At 39.4% G+C, this 15,680-nt stretch carries 21 protein-coding genes; 16 read left to right on the top strand and 5 right to left on the bottom strand.

Annotated elements, in window-relative coordinates:
• Positions 1-110: 110 nt before the first annotated feature.
• Positions 111-1,469, bottom strand: a complete 1,359-nt coding sequence (locus GPK88_RS17590) for a relaxase/mobilization nuclease domain-containing protein (protein ID WP_215708084.1) — start codon at positions 1,467-1,469, stop codon at positions 111-113.
• Complete coding sequence (locus tag GPK88_RS17585) at positions 1,436-1,759, bottom strand: MobC family plasmid mobilization relaxosome protein (RefSeq protein ID WP_027090211.1); 324 nt, start codon at positions 1,757-1,759, stop codon at positions 1,436-1,438. Before GPK88_RS17585 ends, GPK88_RS17590 begins: the two co-directional genes overlap by 34 nt.
• Before the next feature lie 249 nt (positions 1,760-2,008).
• Between GPK88_RS17585 and GPK88_RS17580 the strand changes: the two genes are divergently transcribed.
• Positions 2,009-2,380 carry an MmcQ/YjbR family DNA-binding protein gene (locus GPK88_RS17580; RefSeq protein ID WP_054335618.1) on the top strand — a complete coding sequence of 124 codons (372 nt, stop codon included), beginning with the start codon at positions 2,009-2,011 and terminating at the stop codon, positions 2,378-2,380.
• Positions 2,380-2,811 (top strand): flavodoxin family protein, encoded by a 432-nt coding sequence (locus GPK88_RS17575; RefSeq protein WP_054335660.1) that lies wholly within the window; start codon positions 2,380-2,382, stop codon positions 2,809-2,811. Before GPK88_RS17580 ends, GPK88_RS17575 begins: the two co-directional genes overlap by 1 nt.
• 58 nt (positions 2,812-2,869) lie before the next feature.
• Here the strand turns inward: GPK88_RS17575 and GPK88_RS17570 are convergent, their stop codons facing one another.
• Together GPK88_RS17570 and GPK88_RS17565 are read right to left on the bottom strand one after the other, a co-directional pair.
• Complete coding sequence (locus tag GPK88_RS17570) at positions 2,870-3,070, bottom strand: helix-turn-helix transcriptional regulator (RefSeq protein ID WP_054335619.1); 201 nt, start codon at positions 3,068-3,070, stop codon at positions 2,870-2,872.
• Between the two features lie 57 nt (positions 3,071-3,127).
• Positions 3,128-3,862 (bottom strand): XRE family transcriptional regulator, encoded by a 735-nt coding sequence (locus tag GPK88_RS17565; protein WP_117457278.1) that lies wholly within the window; start codon positions 3,860-3,862, stop codon positions 3,128-3,130.
• Between the two features lie 192 nt (positions 3,863-4,054).
• Here GPK88_RS17565 and dinB point away from each other — a divergent pair, with 192 nt between their 5' ends.
• The 5 genes from dinB to GPK88_RS17540 all read left to right on the top strand — a co-directional run bounded on the left by dinB (position 4,055) and on the right by GPK88_RS17540 (position 6,985).
• Positions 4,055-5,302 carry a DNA polymerase IV gene (gene dinB / locus GPK88_RS17560; RefSeq protein WP_117942940.1) on the top strand — a complete coding sequence of 416 codons (1,248 nt, stop codon included), beginning with the start codon at positions 4,055-4,057 and terminating at the stop codon, positions 5,300-5,302.
• A gap of 14 nt (positions 5,303-5,316) precedes the next feature.
• Positions 5,317-5,529: a LexA family protein gene (locus GPK88_RS17555; protein WP_252197803.1), complete on the top strand. Its 213-nt coding sequence runs from the start codon at positions 5,317-5,319 to the stop codon at positions 5,527-5,529.
• Between the two features lie 12 nt (positions 5,530-5,541).
• Positions 5,542-5,781: a hypothetical protein gene (locus GPK88_RS17550; protein WP_215708082.1), complete on the top strand. Its 240-nt coding sequence runs from the start codon at positions 5,542-5,544 to the stop codon at positions 5,779-5,781.
• A 250-nt stretch (positions 5,782-6,031) separates the two neighbouring features.
• A complete protein-coding gene (locus tag GPK88_RS17545; protein WP_054335622.1) occupies positions 6,032-6,604 on the top strand; it encodes an ArpU family phage packaging/lysis transcriptional regulator in 573 nt (190 codons plus the stop codon).
• Between the two features lie 9 nt (positions 6,605-6,613).
• Entirely contained in the window at positions 6,614-6,985 is a 372-nt protein-coding gene (locus tag GPK88_RS17540; RefSeq protein WP_054335661.1) for a hypothetical protein, read from the top strand.
• A 75-nt stretch (positions 6,986-7,060) separates the two neighbouring features.
• Here the strand turns inward: GPK88_RS17540 and GPK88_RS19020 are convergent, their stop codons facing one another.
• Entirely contained in the window at positions 7,061-7,267 is a 207-nt protein-coding gene (locus GPK88_RS19020) for a DUF6219 family protein (protein WP_054752894.1), read from the bottom strand.
• Between the two features lie 179 nt (positions 7,268-7,446).
• Between GPK88_RS19020 and relB the strand changes: the two genes are divergently transcribed.
• From relB to GPK88_RS17495, 9 genes are all read left to right on the top strand, one after another.
• Positions 7,447-7,764: a type II toxin-antitoxin system RelB family anti-toxin gene (gene relB / locus GPK88_RS17535; RefSeq protein ID WP_054335623.1), complete on the top strand. Its 318-nt coding sequence runs from the start codon at positions 7,447-7,449 to the stop codon at positions 7,762-7,764.
• 151 nt (positions 7,765-7,915) lie between these two features.
• Complete coding sequence (locus GPK88_RS17530) at positions 7,916-8,128, top strand: sporulation initiation factor Spo0A C-terminal domain-containing protein (protein ID WP_215708081.1); 213 nt, start codon at positions 7,916-7,918, stop codon at positions 8,126-8,128.
• Between the two features lie 7 nt (positions 8,129-8,135).
• Complete coding sequence (locus tag GPK88_RS17525; protein WP_215708080.1) at positions 8,136-8,567, top strand: hypothetical protein; 432 nt, start codon at positions 8,136-8,138, stop codon at positions 8,565-8,567.
• Between the two features lie 327 nt (positions 8,568-8,894).
• Entirely contained in the window at positions 8,895-9,368 is a 474-nt protein-coding gene (locus tag GPK88_RS17520) for a sigma-70 family RNA polymerase sigma factor (RefSeq protein ID WP_023922628.1), read from the top strand.
• A gap of 574 nt (positions 9,369-9,942) precedes the next feature.
• Complete coding sequence (locus GPK88_RS17515) at positions 9,943-10,323, top strand: type II toxin-antitoxin system PemK/MazF family toxin (RefSeq protein WP_215708079.1); 381 nt, start codon at positions 9,943-9,945, stop codon at positions 10,321-10,323.
• The gene (locus GPK88_RS17510) at positions 10,304-10,552 is read left to right on the top strand and encodes a DUF6870 family protein (protein WP_012744260.1); all 249 of its coding nucleotides are present in this window, start codon (positions 10,304-10,306) and stop codon (positions 10,550-10,552) included. Before GPK88_RS17515 ends, GPK88_RS17510 begins: the two co-directional genes overlap by 20 nt.
• A gap of 108 nt (positions 10,553-10,660) precedes the next feature.
• Positions 10,661-12,352: a recombinase family protein gene (locus GPK88_RS17505; protein ID WP_023922627.1), complete on the top strand. Its 1,692-nt coding sequence runs from the start codon at positions 10,661-10,663 to the stop codon at positions 12,350-12,352.
• A gap of 1 nt (position 12,353) precedes the next feature.
• Positions 12,354-14,045 carry a recombinase family protein gene (locus tag GPK88_RS17500; protein WP_012744258.1) on the top strand — a complete coding sequence of 564 codons (1,692 nt, stop codon included), beginning with the start codon at positions 12,354-12,356 and terminating at the stop codon, positions 14,043-14,045.
• Entirely contained in the window at positions 14,042-15,619 is a 1,578-nt protein-coding gene (locus GPK88_RS17495) for a recombinase family protein (protein ID WP_012744257.1), read from the top strand. Before GPK88_RS17500 ends, GPK88_RS17495 begins: the two co-directional genes overlap by 4 nt.
• Positions 15,620-15,680 lie beyond the last annotated feature (61 nt).

The raw sequence follows: 15,680 nt of genomic DNA, 5'->3' as shown, positions 1-15,680 counted from the left end.
GTGAAAAGCCTAGTTTTTAAGCTACTCACCCTTTCTTATCATAGAAGAATCCTATTTACAGAGATTTTTTCATAGTCTCAAATGCACCGTTAAGTAGGTACCTCTTCTTTTTAAAGAGCTAGCTCTTTTCCTGATACGGGAACTTGCATCTCTGGAGCATTAAGCAGTGATGTGAAATTCTGCCGAATGATATCAAGTGTCTTTTGCTTTTTCTGCAGCTCCTGTTTTTCTCGGACGGTAGCAGCCTGTTCAGATTCAAGATTTTCAATCTGCTTCTGGATTTTATTAGAGCTTGGGATTTTGGTAACGCCGAGATCCTGAAGCTCTTTTTTTAGTGAATCGTGTAGCTGGTATTCTGCCTGATGCTTGGTACGGTAAGCTTTTGGATTTTTAGCAGATTTGCAATCTTCAATCACTTTTCGGCAGAGCCGATAAGAATCACAGTGCTTTTGAATGACTTTCTGTGTGCTCAGCTCACTGTTGATTTGTGCTATTTTTTGGTCGGCAACTTTCACAGAAACTTCAATGTCAGATACATGCTGCTTGAAATCCTCATAATTCAACAGGTTATTTTCGGAAAGATAGTTAAAGGTGCGGGCTGCCTCTTTCAGATTATTGAGCTTTGCCCATCGTTCAAATCCTTCTCGATTGCCGGTCGTAACATAAGTGGAAATATTGATATACAGGCGAGCTTCTCTGGACAGATGCTTCGGAGTTTTCACTTTGTTACGATTTTTAGCCAGGCGAATGCGAACATTTTCTTCTGAATAATAGCTTCCGAGAGATTTCATATAAGTGAAGTTTTTCTGTTCAGGCGCACGGAAGGATAGGTGCTTTCCTTGGCGGATTTCGTATCCGGCTAACTGCATTTTTTGTAGAAATTCCTCATAGTTGATGGAAGTCCAGATTGCTTTATCAACTGCAACACGTAGCTTGGCTTTCCAACTGGTGCCACGATGGTATTCCATGTTCTCTTTATAGCTTTTACCTTTTTCTCCGGTTGGCATACTGGTGGCAAGTCCATTTTCATGGCAGATACGATTACTGATCCGGCAGATTTTATGGTAGCTCCGCTTATTGGAAATATATTTGTGATGATCAACAAAACTTGCTGCATTAAAGATGATGTGGTTATGAATGTGGTTTTTGTCAACAAGGGTACTAATCACGTATTCATATTTTCCTTTCAGTACTTCGTCTGCAAATTGTTGCCCTAAGCGATGGGCAGTTTCGGCATCAACTTCTCCAGGTTTAAATGACTGGATCAGATGAAATGCCAGGTTATCACCTTTGTCCATTCCATTCTTTTTTGCCATTTCTCTTGTCATAGAAAATTCAAGATCTGCAGTTTCCGGGGAACAGCCAAAACTGGAAACTAACAGTTTTTCATCAGTCTTATCAGGATTCGTAATATAGTCCAGAGCTTTCTTGTCTGTTACTTTAATGGGGAAGATCTTAAGATACGCCATAATTCTTTCACCATCTCTTTCAATTCTTGCATTTCTTCCGGATATAGATCTCCGGTGCTGTTTACTTTTTTCGCAATCTGATTAATATTCACACCAATCTTATGCATTTCCTCATACTGTTTCTTCAGTGGAGTAGTATCGGTGTTGACGATGTAACCGTCGATTGCCATTTTACGAAGATAAGCTCCCATGTTTTTGGTCTTTGATTCAATCATCTTTCTGCGGATAAGCTTCCGTTCTTCTTCTGTGACATAGAAATGGATTTCTTTGCTTCTCTTTCTTTCAGCCATTGGCGTGTTCTCCTTTCTGAGAAGGTAGTAGTATCGTTGCTTTCAGCTTTTTTCAATTTAGGGCAGGGTTCCCTAAATTGGGATTTCCCGGAAGTGTATCCTCACTTCCTGTCCTTGCTGTTTTACCCCTCTATTAGTTAAAGTCAGGAGAACCGGGAAAATGCAAAAGAATTTGGCAGGTAGCACGGGAAGTGAAAATATGGTATGATTATGGGCAGGATATCAGGAGAATCAGGAGTTGAATAGATTGTGAAGAAAGAAGAAATTTTTGAATATGTGAAGAAACAGTATGGTACGATGCCGGAGTATTTATGGGCACAATCACCAGATAATGCTGTGTTGCGACATAAGAATGGAAAATGGTATGCTGTGGTCATGAGCGTTGAAAAATGCAAACTAGGATTAGAAGGAAATGAATTTGTCGATATTATGGATGTAAAATGTGATCCGGAAATGACAAGTATGATTATTCAGACCTTTGGATTTTTGCCAGGATACCATATGAACAAACAGCACTGGATCACAATTTTACTGGATGGTTCAGTAAGTGAAGCAAAGACATTAGATTTTTTGGATATGAGCTATGATATGATTGATGGGAATAGAGGAAAGGAAGAATGATGAGAAAGGTAATTGTATATTCATCTGTGCATCATGGAAACACAGAGAAATTAGTAAAGAGCATTGCAGAAGAGTGTCAGGTTGATTTGATTGATGCTGTAAAACAGCCAGATGCAGATCTGAGCAGTTATGATACGATTGGGTTTGCATCAGGAATCTATTTTTCAAAATTTCATCAGTCGATATTGGGATTTGCAGAGAAGAATCTACCGGACGACAAAGGGGTATTTCTGATCTGTACTTATGGTGGAAGTGCGAATTATAAATCCATAGAGCAGATTTTGGGCAAGAAGCATTCTACAGCAATCGGAAAATTCGGATGCAAGGGCTATGACACATTTGGCCCATTTAAACTGGTGGGTGGTATAGCAAAAGGACATCCAGATGGAAAAGATATAAAAAATGCAGTTGAGTTTGTAAAAGGACTCTAAATAGTTTAGCGAAAAAGAAAAACCGGGGAACAGTCCTCGGTTTTCTGATATTTGCGGTTCAGTCTTCAATTTGAAAAATCTCTTCTACTGGCATTTTCAGATAATGTGCCAGACGGATTGCAATTTCGAGAGAGGCATTTCGCTCACCACGCTCAATGCGTCCGATAGTATCACTGCAAGATCCGACAGCTTTTGCAAGATCTGCCTGAACGAGATTTCGTTCTTCACGGATATCTTTAAGTGTGTTGTTAATTGCCATTTTATCACTTCCTTTATTATTTTCAGCAAGAGCAGGCTAGAAGTCTGCAGTTGATCTTTAATGAAAACCAGGGATTTCTGCTCCTTTGCATTTTCCGATTACTTTCCCAAAGATTTTAAAAGAATCAGATTCATAAATCTGGATTGGATGATACTTTTCATTCAATGAAACCAGATAAACTCCATCCGGACCGTCATGTAGCTCTTTGATATAGGTATTGCCATTGAGATAGAAGATACCGATTTCACCGTTGGAGATACTGTCTTGTTTATGAACCCATGCAACATCTCCGGTATGATACATTGGTTCCATACTGTCACCAGATATACGGATTCCAAAATCCGTCTTTTCAGGTGCGAGATGACCGACATTGTAACTTTCTTTTACACTGTCTTCAATATAATTTCCAGTACCGGCAGAAGCTGGCTCTACTGCAATCGGCTGATAATTTTCAAATGGAATGATATCGGCTCTATGCGGAAGATACTTTCTGGACGCCCGCAGAAGATTGGCAAATTCAATAATCTTAGCTTTGCCGTCTTCATTCAAATTTTCCATGACATGATCAAATGGATTTTCACCTAAAAATTCTTCGTATATATCTTCAATATCTAAAATCTGACAAACTGTCAGGATTGTGTGTAAGGAGGGTTCTCTTGTTAGATTCTCCCATTTGGAGACTGCTTTCGTAGTAACTTCAATTCCTTCCTGAGCAAGTAAGTCCACCAGATCCGCCTGGGAGTAGCCTTTCCTTTTTCTGTTTTCTACTAATACTTCTCCGAAAGCACGCATATGTTCGCCTCATTTCTTTTTGATTTTTCTATATGCATTATAACCCGAATAAAATCAAAAATCAAGAAAAATCTCCGAAAAGGAGATAATACGACCAAGATGTCGCTTGACTATCTCCAATACGGAGATATATACTAAGCATACAGAAATTGATAAGACAATAAACCAAACAGAGAGAAGGTGGTGGAGTTAATGGGAGACAGGACAATTCTTCATAGCGACATGAATTCATTTTATGCAAGTGTGGAAATGCTGCATCACCCGGAATTTGCCGGAATGCCTCTTGCAGTTGGCGGTGATCCGGAAGCCAGACATGGAATTGTGCTGACAGCAAATTATATTGCAAAGCGAAAAGGTGTAAAGACCGGAATGGCATTATGGCAGGCAAAACAGATTTGTCCGGAAATCATTTTTGTGCCACCACGGATGGACTTGTATTTGAGATTTTCACAGATGGCAAGAGAAATCTATTCGGAGTATACGGACAAGATCGAGCCATATGGGATTGATGAAGCCTGGCTGGATGTATCAGACAGTAGAAATCTGAAAGGAAGCGGAATAACGATTGCAAGAGAAATCAGCCATCGGATTAAATACGAACTGGGTGTAACGGTAAGTATTGGAATTTCCTGGAATAAGATTTATGCGAAACTTGGTTCAGATTACAAAAAGCCAGATGCGATTACAGAGTTTAACCGGGAGAATTATAAAAGTATGATTTGGCAGCTTCCTGCATCGGATCTGCTTTATGTTGGAAGACAGACTCGGAAGAAACTTCAGAAGCTGGGGATTCGAACCATTGGGGAACTTGCAGAAAGTGATGAAGCAATGTTAGAAAGCCATTTTGGAAAGATGGGAATTGTGTTATGGTCATTTGCAAATGGCTGGGACGATGATCCAGTTTGCAAAGATGGGTATACAGCTCCGGTGAAGTCAATTGGTAATAGTACCACAACTCCAAGAGATTTAGAAGATGATCTGGATGTCTGGATCATTCAGATGGCACTGGCAGAAAGCGTTGCAGCAAGATTAAGAAAACATGGTTTTAAATGCAAAACGATAGAAATTACGGTCCGAGACAATGGCTTGTTTCGTTTTTCGAGGCAGAAACAATTACATCATCCAACAAATATAACAGATGAGATTGTTACAGCAGCATTTCAATTGTTTAAGGATTATTATAAATGGGAGCATCCAATCAGAAGCCTTGGTATTCGAGCAGTAGATCTTGTGTTGGATGATATTCCCGTCCAGTTGGAACTTTTTGGTAATCAAGAGAAACAGGAAAAATTGGAAAAGATGGATCGCACTGTAGATGAGATCAGACGACGGTTTGGTTATTTCAGTATACAGAGAGCAGTTATGTATCAGGATAAAGTCTTATCCCACTTGGACGCTGGTACACATACAGTTCATCCACACAGTTATTTTCATGGATAATGGGAGGGATAGATTTGAAACAGACATTAACCATAAAACAGGAAGAAAGCTATCAGTGCATTTTGAATTATACGAAGGAGCATGGATATCCGCCGACAGTTCGGGAATTTGGAAAACTGATCGGAGTAAGATCAACGTCATCTGCTTTTTCCAGAATTAAGCAGTTGGAACAAAACGGATATATCCGAAGGATTCCGGCATCGCCAAGAGCAATAGAGATCTTATAGTGAGGTGTCGGTATGAATAAAGTGTATGTAGATGTAGTGGCAGAGTTTCGGAAAGACGGAAAACTGGTTCCTATATTTTTCACCTGGGAAGATGGAAGAAAATATAACATTGACAGAATTTTGAAAATTGAGCGATGTGCCAGCAGAAAGACAGGCGGTGTAGGAATGATGTATACCTGTATGATACAGGGACAGGAAAGCCATTTGTTTTATGAAGTGGATAAATGGTTTATGGAGAGAAAAACAGCATAAGGAGAGATTGGTATAGACGATATTATTTGGATTATTAACCGGCAGGGATAGTCACTTTCCCTTTATATTCCTGTAGGTTTTACATAAGAAGATGGATTCCGGTCAGCAAAGGCAGCTCCCACAATGCCTTTTGGATATCCGCTTCTGCAAGTTGTAGTAAGTAATTGCTTCCCATCAAAATCATGGGGAAAGCGAACTGGTCTGAAAGACCGCCAGTTAGTGTGATGATGATAAGGAGATTTTGAAACTGATGACAGACAGAGATTATGCAATTAAATCAATGAAAGAGATTACCTTCCAGATGGCAAGCCATGCACAGGATTATCTGGAAGTAACGATGGAGAGACATTATACAGATATCAAGGAACTGATGACAAGCTACCAGAAATTGATTTTGGAAAATCAGATTGTGTTAGAAGAATTGGATATGGAGTGCCAGGAGAAAATCAATGAAGATATGGCATATGCGTTGAGTTATCTGAGCATTTATAACAATCAGCTGAATGTGCCAAAGATGCACCGGGAAATGAATAACCTGATGATTATTTACGGCTTGTCAGATATGATCTATCGTGGAATGACACTGGTAAAGTTCTATGCACCGAATGGTGTGATGCTCAGTGAGATTCTTCATTCCTGCTTTTGCAGTCATTATAATAAGACAGATGTGGAAGTACAGCAGGAGTTAGGCGTAGGCAGGACTTCTTTTTATAAAATGAAGAAGCAGGCACTTGGATATTTAGGATTTTATTTTTATGAGATAGTGGTACCGCAGGCAAAAGATAAAAGATTTAAACCATCACTGGGCGTTGAGGAAGAGTAGGTGAATAATATGAGATACGAAGATTCGATGAAGGGTGTAGCTGATCAGATAATCAAAGAACAGCAGCGAGCCAGTAAAATTAAAAACAATCCAGAAGAATTCCATTGGCATGACGAATATGCAACGTTGAATTTCTTTCGGTTTATCTGTAAAAATATCGGTAACTTGGGAAATGGAGAAATTGAAAAAATGGTCACACGCTTAAAGCACATAGATCAGAAAGCAGTGGAAAACCATGTGAATGGTGCTGTCTGGGCATTTGATTATGATAAGATGTTCTGTGTACTGATGGAAAATGAAATTTGCCGAAAGGTGTGTGAAAAGAATAAATATAATAGTTGGACGAAGCTGATTGGACAGTATTGTGTTTCAATGGCTTAAAGATGAAGAAAGTGCTGCTGGAGAAAAATACTCTCCAGCAACTTCGTTTTTGATGAATAAAGGTCAGTTTTTTGTTTAACTATTCTCACTATTATTTGATTCAGTGATTTTTTTCTTCTTTGGAGAAACCAGTTTGTGACCGGAATAAATGGACATGCCCATACAAAGCAATGAAGAATAGGCAAAATATTTATGTGCAGTCATAGATTTTCTGATTCCAGAATAAATGCATCCCAACATACAGAAAAGTGCTCCGAGGGACCAGTATTTATGCGATTTCATGATTTGATACCTCCTTTGATTTAACTGATTCTATCATAACGCTTTTTTACGAATATGCAAAGAAAATCTTGAAATATAGTTCTATAGAATTAGAACTTGGTTTTGCGATTCTGTATATTTAAGATATTCACAAGTATACTAAATTCAGAACGATTATTCGTTCTGGAGGAGGTGTTACGATGGATTTGAAAGCAGTAGGACAGCGAATCAAATCAGCACGAGAAGCAAAAAATCTCACGCAAGAGGAACTGGCTGCATTAGTACATTTAAGTCCGACGCATGTGAGTGTAATAGAGAGAGGCTTGAAAGTTACAAAATTGGATACCTTTGTTGCAATTGCAAATGCATTAGATGTTTCTGCAGATACTCTTTTGATTGATGTTGTGGCACATTCAGTTACAGGTGTTACCAATGAGCTGGCAGAGAAAATAGAAAAACTTCCGATCAAAGAGCAGAAAAAAATTATCAAAGTAATTCATACATTATTGGAAGAGTAATATGACAAAATGGGAAGAGCAAGTAGCTCTTCTTTTTTTTGACTTTTTATTCCGCTTTAAATTGTAAAGTGTCTTTTCATGATAATAGAAATATGCTAAATTAGTTCTATAGAACAATGTGTAATTCTACTTATATATTGGAGGAAAATGAATGAGAGAGAAAACTATTTATGAGAAAATTGCAAAAAAGTACAACACAACACCAGAAGAGGTATGCAGAGAAATGCAGATAGCCATAGATGCAGGATTTGATAATCCTGATCCGGATGTGCAGGAAGAATGGAAGAAAATGACACTTAAAGGAGACAGACCCACACCGGAAGAAGTAATCAATTACGCAGTAAAACAATTAAAAGGAAATTAATGAAAATATGAAAAGAAAGATAATTGCAGTAATCTCAGGAGCAGTCATCTTGATAATTGCTACAGGAAGTATTTATGGGAAACCTGAATCTGGTCATAAGGAAGGTGAACCTGATGTAGTAGGAACATTTTCCATAAATCAGGATGAAAATCTAACCGTAGTAGCTAACCGGGAAAATATTGAGGATAGAGAAGCGTTTGCAAGAGAACTTTTGCAGATGTACAAGGAGAATTCTTTTCATTCGACAAAATTCTCCACAGACAGGGGATATGCGACGAGTCTTGATATGAACATCTATTTATGGAAAGAGGATATTGAAGATGGGGAATCGGTAATGACAGCCGAATACAGACCTGTAGAATATGGAAAGGAGTATGATGTTGTCAATAATCCTGATAAATTTCAACTATATATAGATGGAAAAAATGTAGAAGAATAACACGGTGAACTTTTTACACCGAAATATGTACGATTCCTGTTATGGTATGAACTTACAGGGATGTATTGCGGATACTTTGTGAACTTTATCCTGATACAATGATTATGCTGAAGAAAGAAGGCATAGATAACTGAATATTAGATAAGAGACGAAAGCCTCAGTAGTTAAGAAAAAACTACTGGGGCTTTTTTTCGTGCCTGAATTTCTCAGCCAATAACTGCGGGTATGTCCCTGCAGGATAAAGGTGGAGCAGGCATGATCCTAAACAGAGGTCCGCCTTCTGGATTTGAAACGAGCAACAAGATTTCAAATTCAGGAGGAACGGATATGTATATTGAACACCCATATTTTTATGAAGGAAAGTACTACGCAAATATTGATGGAGAAATGATTGAGATTACAAAAGAGGTTGCGTATGCGATGAACAATTTTTATAGAAGCAGCAAGGCAAAAAAGGTAGAAATCAAAAACGAATTGGGAGAGGTCGTGGACAAGATGTTGAGGGAAGTACCTTACAGTGGTCAGTCCATTGATGGAGAAGGCTTTATGATAGAGGATTTTCCGGATCTGAATTGTGATGTGGAGCATAGTGTGCTGACAAAAATGGAACAGCAGGATATCCACAAAGTGATCAATCAGCTGAACTCCGAGGAACGCATGATTATTTACGGTATTTTCTTTGAAAACAAGACACAGACACAGATGGCAGAGATTATGGGAATTTCCAGACAGATGCTGTCATACAAGCTGAAATCCATTCTTAATAAGATGCGTGAAATGTATATGAATAAATTTTTTTAAAAAATTTTTCAAAATCTTTTGCATCTTCCGAAGTCATTTGACTTTAGTAATTAGAGGAGCTTTAAGGACTCCCTAAAACGCACCGTGATAACTGAATATCCAATAATAACTGACGTGACATTTCATACAGTGAGCACGAGGAAGATGCCGCTATAGGATTATAAGACGTAAAAACATTTTTAGAGCTAATAATGCTGCGAAAAAGCACTGACCAAAGCCAGTCGGCAGGCTGGTGATGCGATGACATGTGTGAGATGCGATACACTTGCAGACCCTGAGAAGTCTGTAATTGGTAAACCTATGAACTGCCAGAGCCTGGAAACGAGAGTTTTTGGGTTGTGGTCCGGAGTATAGCATTCGGACAGGTTATTATTCCCTTCCTGCAGATGCAGGAGTAACGATTCGGGGTATCGAGGATAAATAGAATCGAGCGAGCACTGTTTAATAATCAAATTGGTTATAGAGGTTATGCGGCAGAGCTTTCCATCTTGGAAAGGAACTCTGCCGTATTCCTGTGGAGCCAATATAGCGCTAGGGATGCTTTACAAATAAAAAAAGATTGGAGAGATGACAAGTGACGATTCGAAGAGGAGATATCTTATGGGCGGATCTCGGTATGTTTCCGACAACTTCGGTTCAGGGTGGAGTAAGACCGGTGATCGTAATAAGTAACAACAAAGCTAATACATACAGTTCAGTCATTACAGTAGTTCCGCTGACGTCAAGAATATATAAGAAGCGGTATTTGCCAACACATGTATTTATCAGTAAGTACGATATGACAGGGATCCGAAAAGGAAGCCTGGCATTGGCTGAACAGGTTATGAGTATTTCTACAAAATGTATTATTGAGAAATGCGGAAGAGTAAATAAGTGGAGCCTGGATCGGGTACTGAAAGCAGTACGGATTCAGATGGGAATGGAAGGAGAAGGGCATGACAGCAGAGGAATATAGAAATTATCTGGATCAGGATTTCAGTGATGTGGATATCAATGAAATGACTGATCTACGGATGATAAAAACAGACAGAAATAAATCGCTTCAGGAACGGAGAGATATTTTTCTGAATAAAGTAGGAAATCCTTATCTGGTCCGGATCGGTAATATGAAAGTAAAAGTCAGATTTGCAAATAACGGTATATCTATGGAGCAGGCATTTGAGAATATGCTTCTGAGTGTCTGAAAAAGTACTGGTAAAATTGAGGGGACTGTGTTAGAATGTCGGTAAGGACAAATTATGCAGCCCCCTTTTATTACATGGATTTTCTGACGTAATAAAAGGAGGTAAGATATGTATCAGAATATCAACAAAATCTATCATGCCGCCATCTATGTCAGATTATCTAAAGAAGATGGCGATATTTCCAGTTCAGCAAAACTGGAAAGTAACAGCATTTCTAACCAGAAAGCTTTGATTCTGGATTTCCTGAAAGACAAAAAAGATATTGAAGTTGTTTCAGTCCGAGTTGATGATGGCTACTCAGGCTCTAATTTTGAGCGCCCTGCATTCCAGGCAATGCTGGAAGATATCCGGCATGGGATTGTAGACTGCGTAGTGGTAAAAGATTTATCACGATTTGGAAGGGAATATATTGATTCCGGGAAGTATATCGAGAGATTATTCCCGGCTCTTGGTGTGCGTTTTATTGCCATCAATGATAATTATGACAGTCTTAAGGGAAAGAATCAGGCAGACGAAATCATTATCCCATTTAAAAATTTAATCAACGATGCTTATTGTCGTGATATTTCTATTAAGATCAGGAGTAATCTTGAGATTAAGAGGAAAAAAGGCGAGTGCGTGACTCCGTTTGTAGCATTTGGATACAGGAAGACAAAGACAGATAAGCATAAATTAGAGATTGATCCATCGGCGGGCGGTGTAGTACAGGATATTTTTAAGATGAAGCTGCAGGGAATGAGTCAGGATGCGATCGCTAATCGTTTAAATGAACTGGGTATTCTTTCCCCATTTGAGTATAAAATAAGCAGCGGCAGTCGTTATGAAACAGGTTTCCGGCAGAAAGAACAGGCACTTTGGAGTTCCGTTACGGTCCGCAGGATACTGGAAAACGAGGTTTATATCGGAAACCTTGTACAGGGAAAAAGGACAACTCCAAACCATAAAGTGAAGCAGACTTATGTGAAACCGGAAGATGACTGGATCCGGATTGAGAAAAATCATGAACCTCTGGTGAGTGACCGTGATTTTGAAATTGTTCAGAGGCTTCTTGGCATGGATACACGTACTTCACCTGACCAAAAGCAGGTATATCTGTTATCCGGAATTGCTGTATGTGCGGATTGTGGAGCACCTATGACAAGAAAGGTTTCTACTGTGGCAGGAAAAAAATATGCTTATTATCTATGTTCCACAAATAAAGAAACAAAACGCTGTTCCAGTCATAGAATACCGGAAAAGGATCTGGAAGATGCCGTATTAGTGATGTTGAAACAGCATATCCAGAATATCCTGCACCTGAAAAGAGTCCTGGAATTTATCGGTACTGTGCCATTTCAGGAGATCAATATGAAAAAGCTGCAGGACAGGCTGGAGAAGAAAAAGCAGGAGAAAGAACGCTGTAAGGAGTTACGGATGATGCTCTATTCGGATATGAAAGAGGGCATTGTATCAAAAGAAGACTATGTAGAGCTTCATGCAGCATATGGAAAGCGGCTTAGAAATGCGGAAGAGAGTATCCGTGCGATCCAGAAAGAAATGGATAACGAGCTGGAAAAAGCAGACAAAGCCAATACCTGGCTGGATTATTTTGTGAAATATCAGGATATTGAAGAACTGTCCCGCACTGTGGTGGTAGAACTGATCAGGCAAATCAGAGTATATGATAAAAAGAATATAGAGATCACTTTTGATTTTGATGATTGTTATCAGACATTGCTGAATCAATTACCTGCTATGGGAGTTGATATGGTAATAGATGATGATAACAATCTGCAGGTCAATGTAAAGGAGGTTGTATAAAATGGCACGAAAGAGCAGGAAAAACATTCCGGAAGTAGTCAGCAGTGCAACCGTCCAGACAGAGGTGAGCAGACCGTTCCGGGCAGGATTGTATGCCAGAATTTCAATGGAAACAGAAGAAACCTTAGAAAGAGGAACGATAGAAACCCAGGTGGAACTGATGAAAAACTTTGTGGCAGATACGGAAGACATCGCAGTTGCAGAAATATATAAGGATTCTGATTATTCTGGTACAAATTTCGACCGTCCTGGTTTTACGCAGATGATGGAAGATATCAAGCATGGAAAAATTAACTGTGTGATTGTAAAGGATCTATCCAGACTTGGAAGGAATTATGTAGAGACAAGTAATTATATTGAGCGTGTATTTCCGTTTTTTCATGTGCGGTTTCTTGCTGTGACGGATGACTTTGATTCTTTCCGTGAGGGAGTGGATCTGACAGTTCCCTTAAAAAATATCATCAATGAGTTTTATTCCAAAGACCTTGCAAAAAAGAGCAGCAGTGCCAAAAAAGCCCTGTGGAAAGAAGGAAAATTTACTGGTGCATGGGAACCTTATGGATACAGGAAATCAGAACAGGACAGACACCAGCTGGTAGTTGACGAGGAGGCTGCCGGACATTTACGAGAAATTTTTACTATGTATATGGATGGATGCAGCTACAGCGATATTGCAAAAAGACTGAATACAGATGGTATCCTTTCCCCGACTTTGCAGAGGGAATATTATAAAACAGGCGAAAAGCCTTCACCGGAATCCAAACCTTGGAATAATTATGAAGTGAAACGTGTACTTCAGGATGTCCATTGTACCGGAGATTCTGTATATGGAAAATATCAGCAGAGTGTTTTTCAAGGAAACAAGCAGAGAAATCTACCGGAGAGTGAGTGGCTCTATGCTGAGAATACCCACGAAGGAATTATTGATAAAGAACTGTTCCGGCAGGTACAGGAAAAAATCCGGGAATTTACGGAAGCATACAAAAAGAAGCATCAGCTGAATAATGGAGCCATTCGGAATCATAATTTCTATACCGGCAAGATCAGGTGTGGGGGTTGTGGGAACCGCATGGTGTTGTCCAGAGAAAAAACAGGGACATTTTATTATATCTGTGGTGCAGATGCGAACCATAAATCCGGAGGAAATCAGTGTAAGGGGCACAGAGTCAAAAAAGAATACGTGGATGAAGACGTCCTTCGCCTGATCCAGTCACATATGAAAGCCGTATTGGATACAGAGAAACTGATCCGTGAAATGAATTCTGCTTCCAGAAACCAGACACAGTATTTGCTTCTGGATAAGGAAGTGGGGAAACTTCGGCGGGAGTTGAGCAGGATCAGCAAGCGTAAATCTGATTTATATGAGGATTATTCGGAACGTCTGATTACAGAAGAAGAATACATGCAGTTTTCCCGTATCTATTCCAATGAAATAGAAAACATCAAGAACCGCCTGGATGTAGTATTGGCGGCACAGGTACGGTATTCCAAGGATTATCATATCGAGGAAGGATGGGGAAAAGTGATACATACTTATATGTCAAAGCGTAAGCTGACAAAAGAAATGGCAGATGCCTTTGTGGATTCAATTATTATCCATGGTAAGTATGATTATGAGATCAAGCTGGTATATGACGATCAGTTTGCAGATTTACAGAAATTAAAGAAAGAGAAGGAGGCGCAGTCAAGATGACAGATCATAGAAAAACAGCTGTTTACATCCGTTTATCCGCAGAAGATGACAATGTAGATGGCAGAGCTAAAAAAGAGAGCGACAGTGTAACTTCTCAGAGAATTCTGTTAAAATCATTTGTGATTGATCAGCTGGGTGTAGATGAGGCAGATATCCTGGAATATGTGGATGATGGTGTCAGCGGTACTCATTTTAAACGGCAGGGATTTCAACAGCTGCAGGATGACATGAAAAGTGGAGAAATCGGCTGTGTAGTTGTAAAAGACTTTTCCAGATTCGGAAGAGACTATCTGGAAGTTGGATTTTATATTGAATATATTTTTCCACTTCTGCAGATTCGATTTATTTCGATTAATGACAGCTATGACAGTGCAGCAAGCAGCGGAATGACTGGTGGAATGAATGTGGCATTGCAGAATCTGGTATACAATATGTATAGCCTGGATTTGTCCAAGAAAATTTCATCAGCAATGCAGACGAGAACAAAAAATGGTACACGTCTTCCGGTAAATGCCAGATATGGCTATAAAAAAGGAAAAGATGGAAGGCTGGAAGTTGATCCGGAGGCTGCAAAAGTCGTGAAAATGATTTTTCAGATGGCAGCGGAGGGAACAAGTTTTGCAGATATTACAAGGGAATTGAACAGACAGGCGATTGCTACTTGTGATGAGCAGAAATTATCAAGAGGGGATCAGGTGCAGTTCCAGAGGTTTGACACGATCAAAAAGAAACACTGGAGCCCTACGACAGTATCGGCAATCGTCCGGGATGAGATTTATATTGGAACCAGAATCTGGGGCAAAACACGTTGCAGTATGCATACGGGCCATAAAGCAGTTCTGAATGATGAAACAGAATGGGTTCGCCTGGAAAATCATCATACGGCAATTATAGACAGGGAATTGTTTGAAAAAGCAAATGAAATGCATCCGAAAAAGAAGAGAAGTGTTGCAGAATCACGCACCAATTTTACTCTGGAAAGACGTAAAAAACAGCCGGCCTTGCTGATATGTGCCAACTGTGGGCATTCTCTGTTAAAAGAAACAGAGCATCTGCTGAAATGTTCAGATGCCAGAACCAATGGTGATCCTGTGTGCCGAAGTCTGGTGATTCGTAGGGAACCGATGGAGGAGAATATCCTTGGGCTTGTCCGTCAGTATGCAGCGTCAATGTTGAAAAAAGGAAAGAAAGTATCTTCCAAAAGACAATGTGAATACAAAGAGATCAATACTACAGAATTGCAAAAACAGAGCCGACAGTTGACCTCGGAAAAGATGAAACTCTATGATGATTACAAAGATGGTCGTATAGATCGTGATTCGTATAAGCAGAGAGCTGAAAAGATAAGTGTACAGCTGGATGAAATAAAACGAAAGATAGAAGATGCGAAGAATAGTAAAAAGCTTCTTGAACAAAATGAACTTTCTGATAAAATAAAACTAAAAGATTTCTTGGGAATTCAGAAGTTCGATACAGAGAAGCTGCGTGAGGTTATCAAGGTGATCCGTGTTCATAGTCAGGATGAAATTGAAATCGAATGGAATTTTGACGATATTTTTTCAGAACAGAGATAACTTGAGCAGGACAAGAATGACTTATCAAAAGATAATAAAGGTGCTGGGACTACCTGATGGA

The sequence above is a fragment of the Blautia sp. MCC269 genome (assembly GCF_018785655.1).
Taxonomy (GTDB): domain Bacteria; phylum Bacillota; class Clostridia; order Lachnospirales; family Lachnospiraceae; genus Blautia_A.
Note: the sequence above shows the minus strand (reverse complement) of the source record. Positions and strands in the feature narration are given on the sequence as shown.

Coding starts and splice junctions, on each gene's coding strand:
- GPK88_RS17590 (WP_215708084.1), bottom strand. CDS start 1,469: ATGGCGTATCTTAAGATCTTCCCCATTAAAGTAACAGACAAGAAAGCT.
- GPK88_RS17585 (WP_027090211.1), bottom strand. CDS start 1,759: ATGGCTGAAAGAAAGAGAAGCAAAGAAATCCATTTCTATGTCACAGAA.
- GPK88_RS17575 (WP_054335660.1), top strand. CDS start 2,380: ATGAGAAAGGTAATTGTATATTCATCTGTGCATCATGGAAACACAGAG.
- GPK88_RS17570 (WP_054335619.1), bottom strand. CDS start 3,070: ATGGCAATTAACAACACACTTAAAGATATCCGTGAAGAACGAAATCTC.
- GPK88_RS17565 (WP_117457278.1), bottom strand. CDS start 3,862: ATGCGTGCTTTCGGAGAAGTATTAGTAGAAAACAGAAAAAGGAAAGGC.
- dinB (WP_117942940.1), top strand. CDS start 4,055: ATGGGAGACAGGACAATTCTTCATAGCGACATGAATTCATTTTATGCA.
- GPK88_RS17550 (WP_215708082.1), top strand. CDS start 5,542: ATGAATAAAGTGTATGTAGATGTAGTGGCAGAGTTTCGGAAAGACGGA.
- GPK88_RS17545 (WP_054335622.1), top strand. CDS start 6,032: ATGACAGACAGAGATTATGCAATTAAATCAATGAAAGAGATTACCTTC.
- GPK88_RS17540 (WP_054335661.1), top strand. CDS start 6,614: ATGAGATACGAAGATTCGATGAAGGGTGTAGCTGATCAGATAATCAAA.
- GPK88_RS19020 (WP_054752894.1), bottom strand. CDS start 7,267: ATGAAATCGCATAAATACTGGTCCCTCGGAGCACTTTTCTGTATGTTG.
- relB (WP_054335623.1), top strand. CDS start 7,447: ATGGATTTGAAAGCAGTAGGACAGCGAATCAAATCAGCACGAGAAGCA.
- GPK88_RS17530 (WP_215708081.1), top strand. CDS start 7,916: ATGAGAGAGAAAACTATTTATGAGAAAATTGCAAAAAAGTACAACACA.
- GPK88_RS17525 (WP_215708080.1), top strand. CDS start 8,136: ATGAAAAGAAAGATAATTGCAGTAATCTCAGGAGCAGTCATCTTGATA.
- GPK88_RS17520 (WP_023922628.1), top strand. CDS start 8,895: ATGTATATTGAACACCCATATTTTTATGAAGGAAAGTACTACGCAAAT.
- GPK88_RS17510 (WP_012744260.1), top strand. CDS start 10,304: ATGACAGCAGAGGAATATAGAAATTATCTGGATCAGGATTTCAGTGAT.
- GPK88_RS17505 (WP_023922627.1), top strand. CDS start 10,661: ATGTATCAGAATATCAACAAAATCTATCATGCCGCCATCTATGTCAGA.
- GPK88_RS17500 (WP_012744258.1), top strand. CDS start 12,354: ATGGCACGAAAGAGCAGGAAAAACATTCCGGAAGTAGTCAGCAGTGCA.
- GPK88_RS17495 (WP_012744257.1), top strand. CDS start 14,042: ATGACAGATCATAGAAAAACAGCTGTTTACATCCGTTTATCCGCAGAA.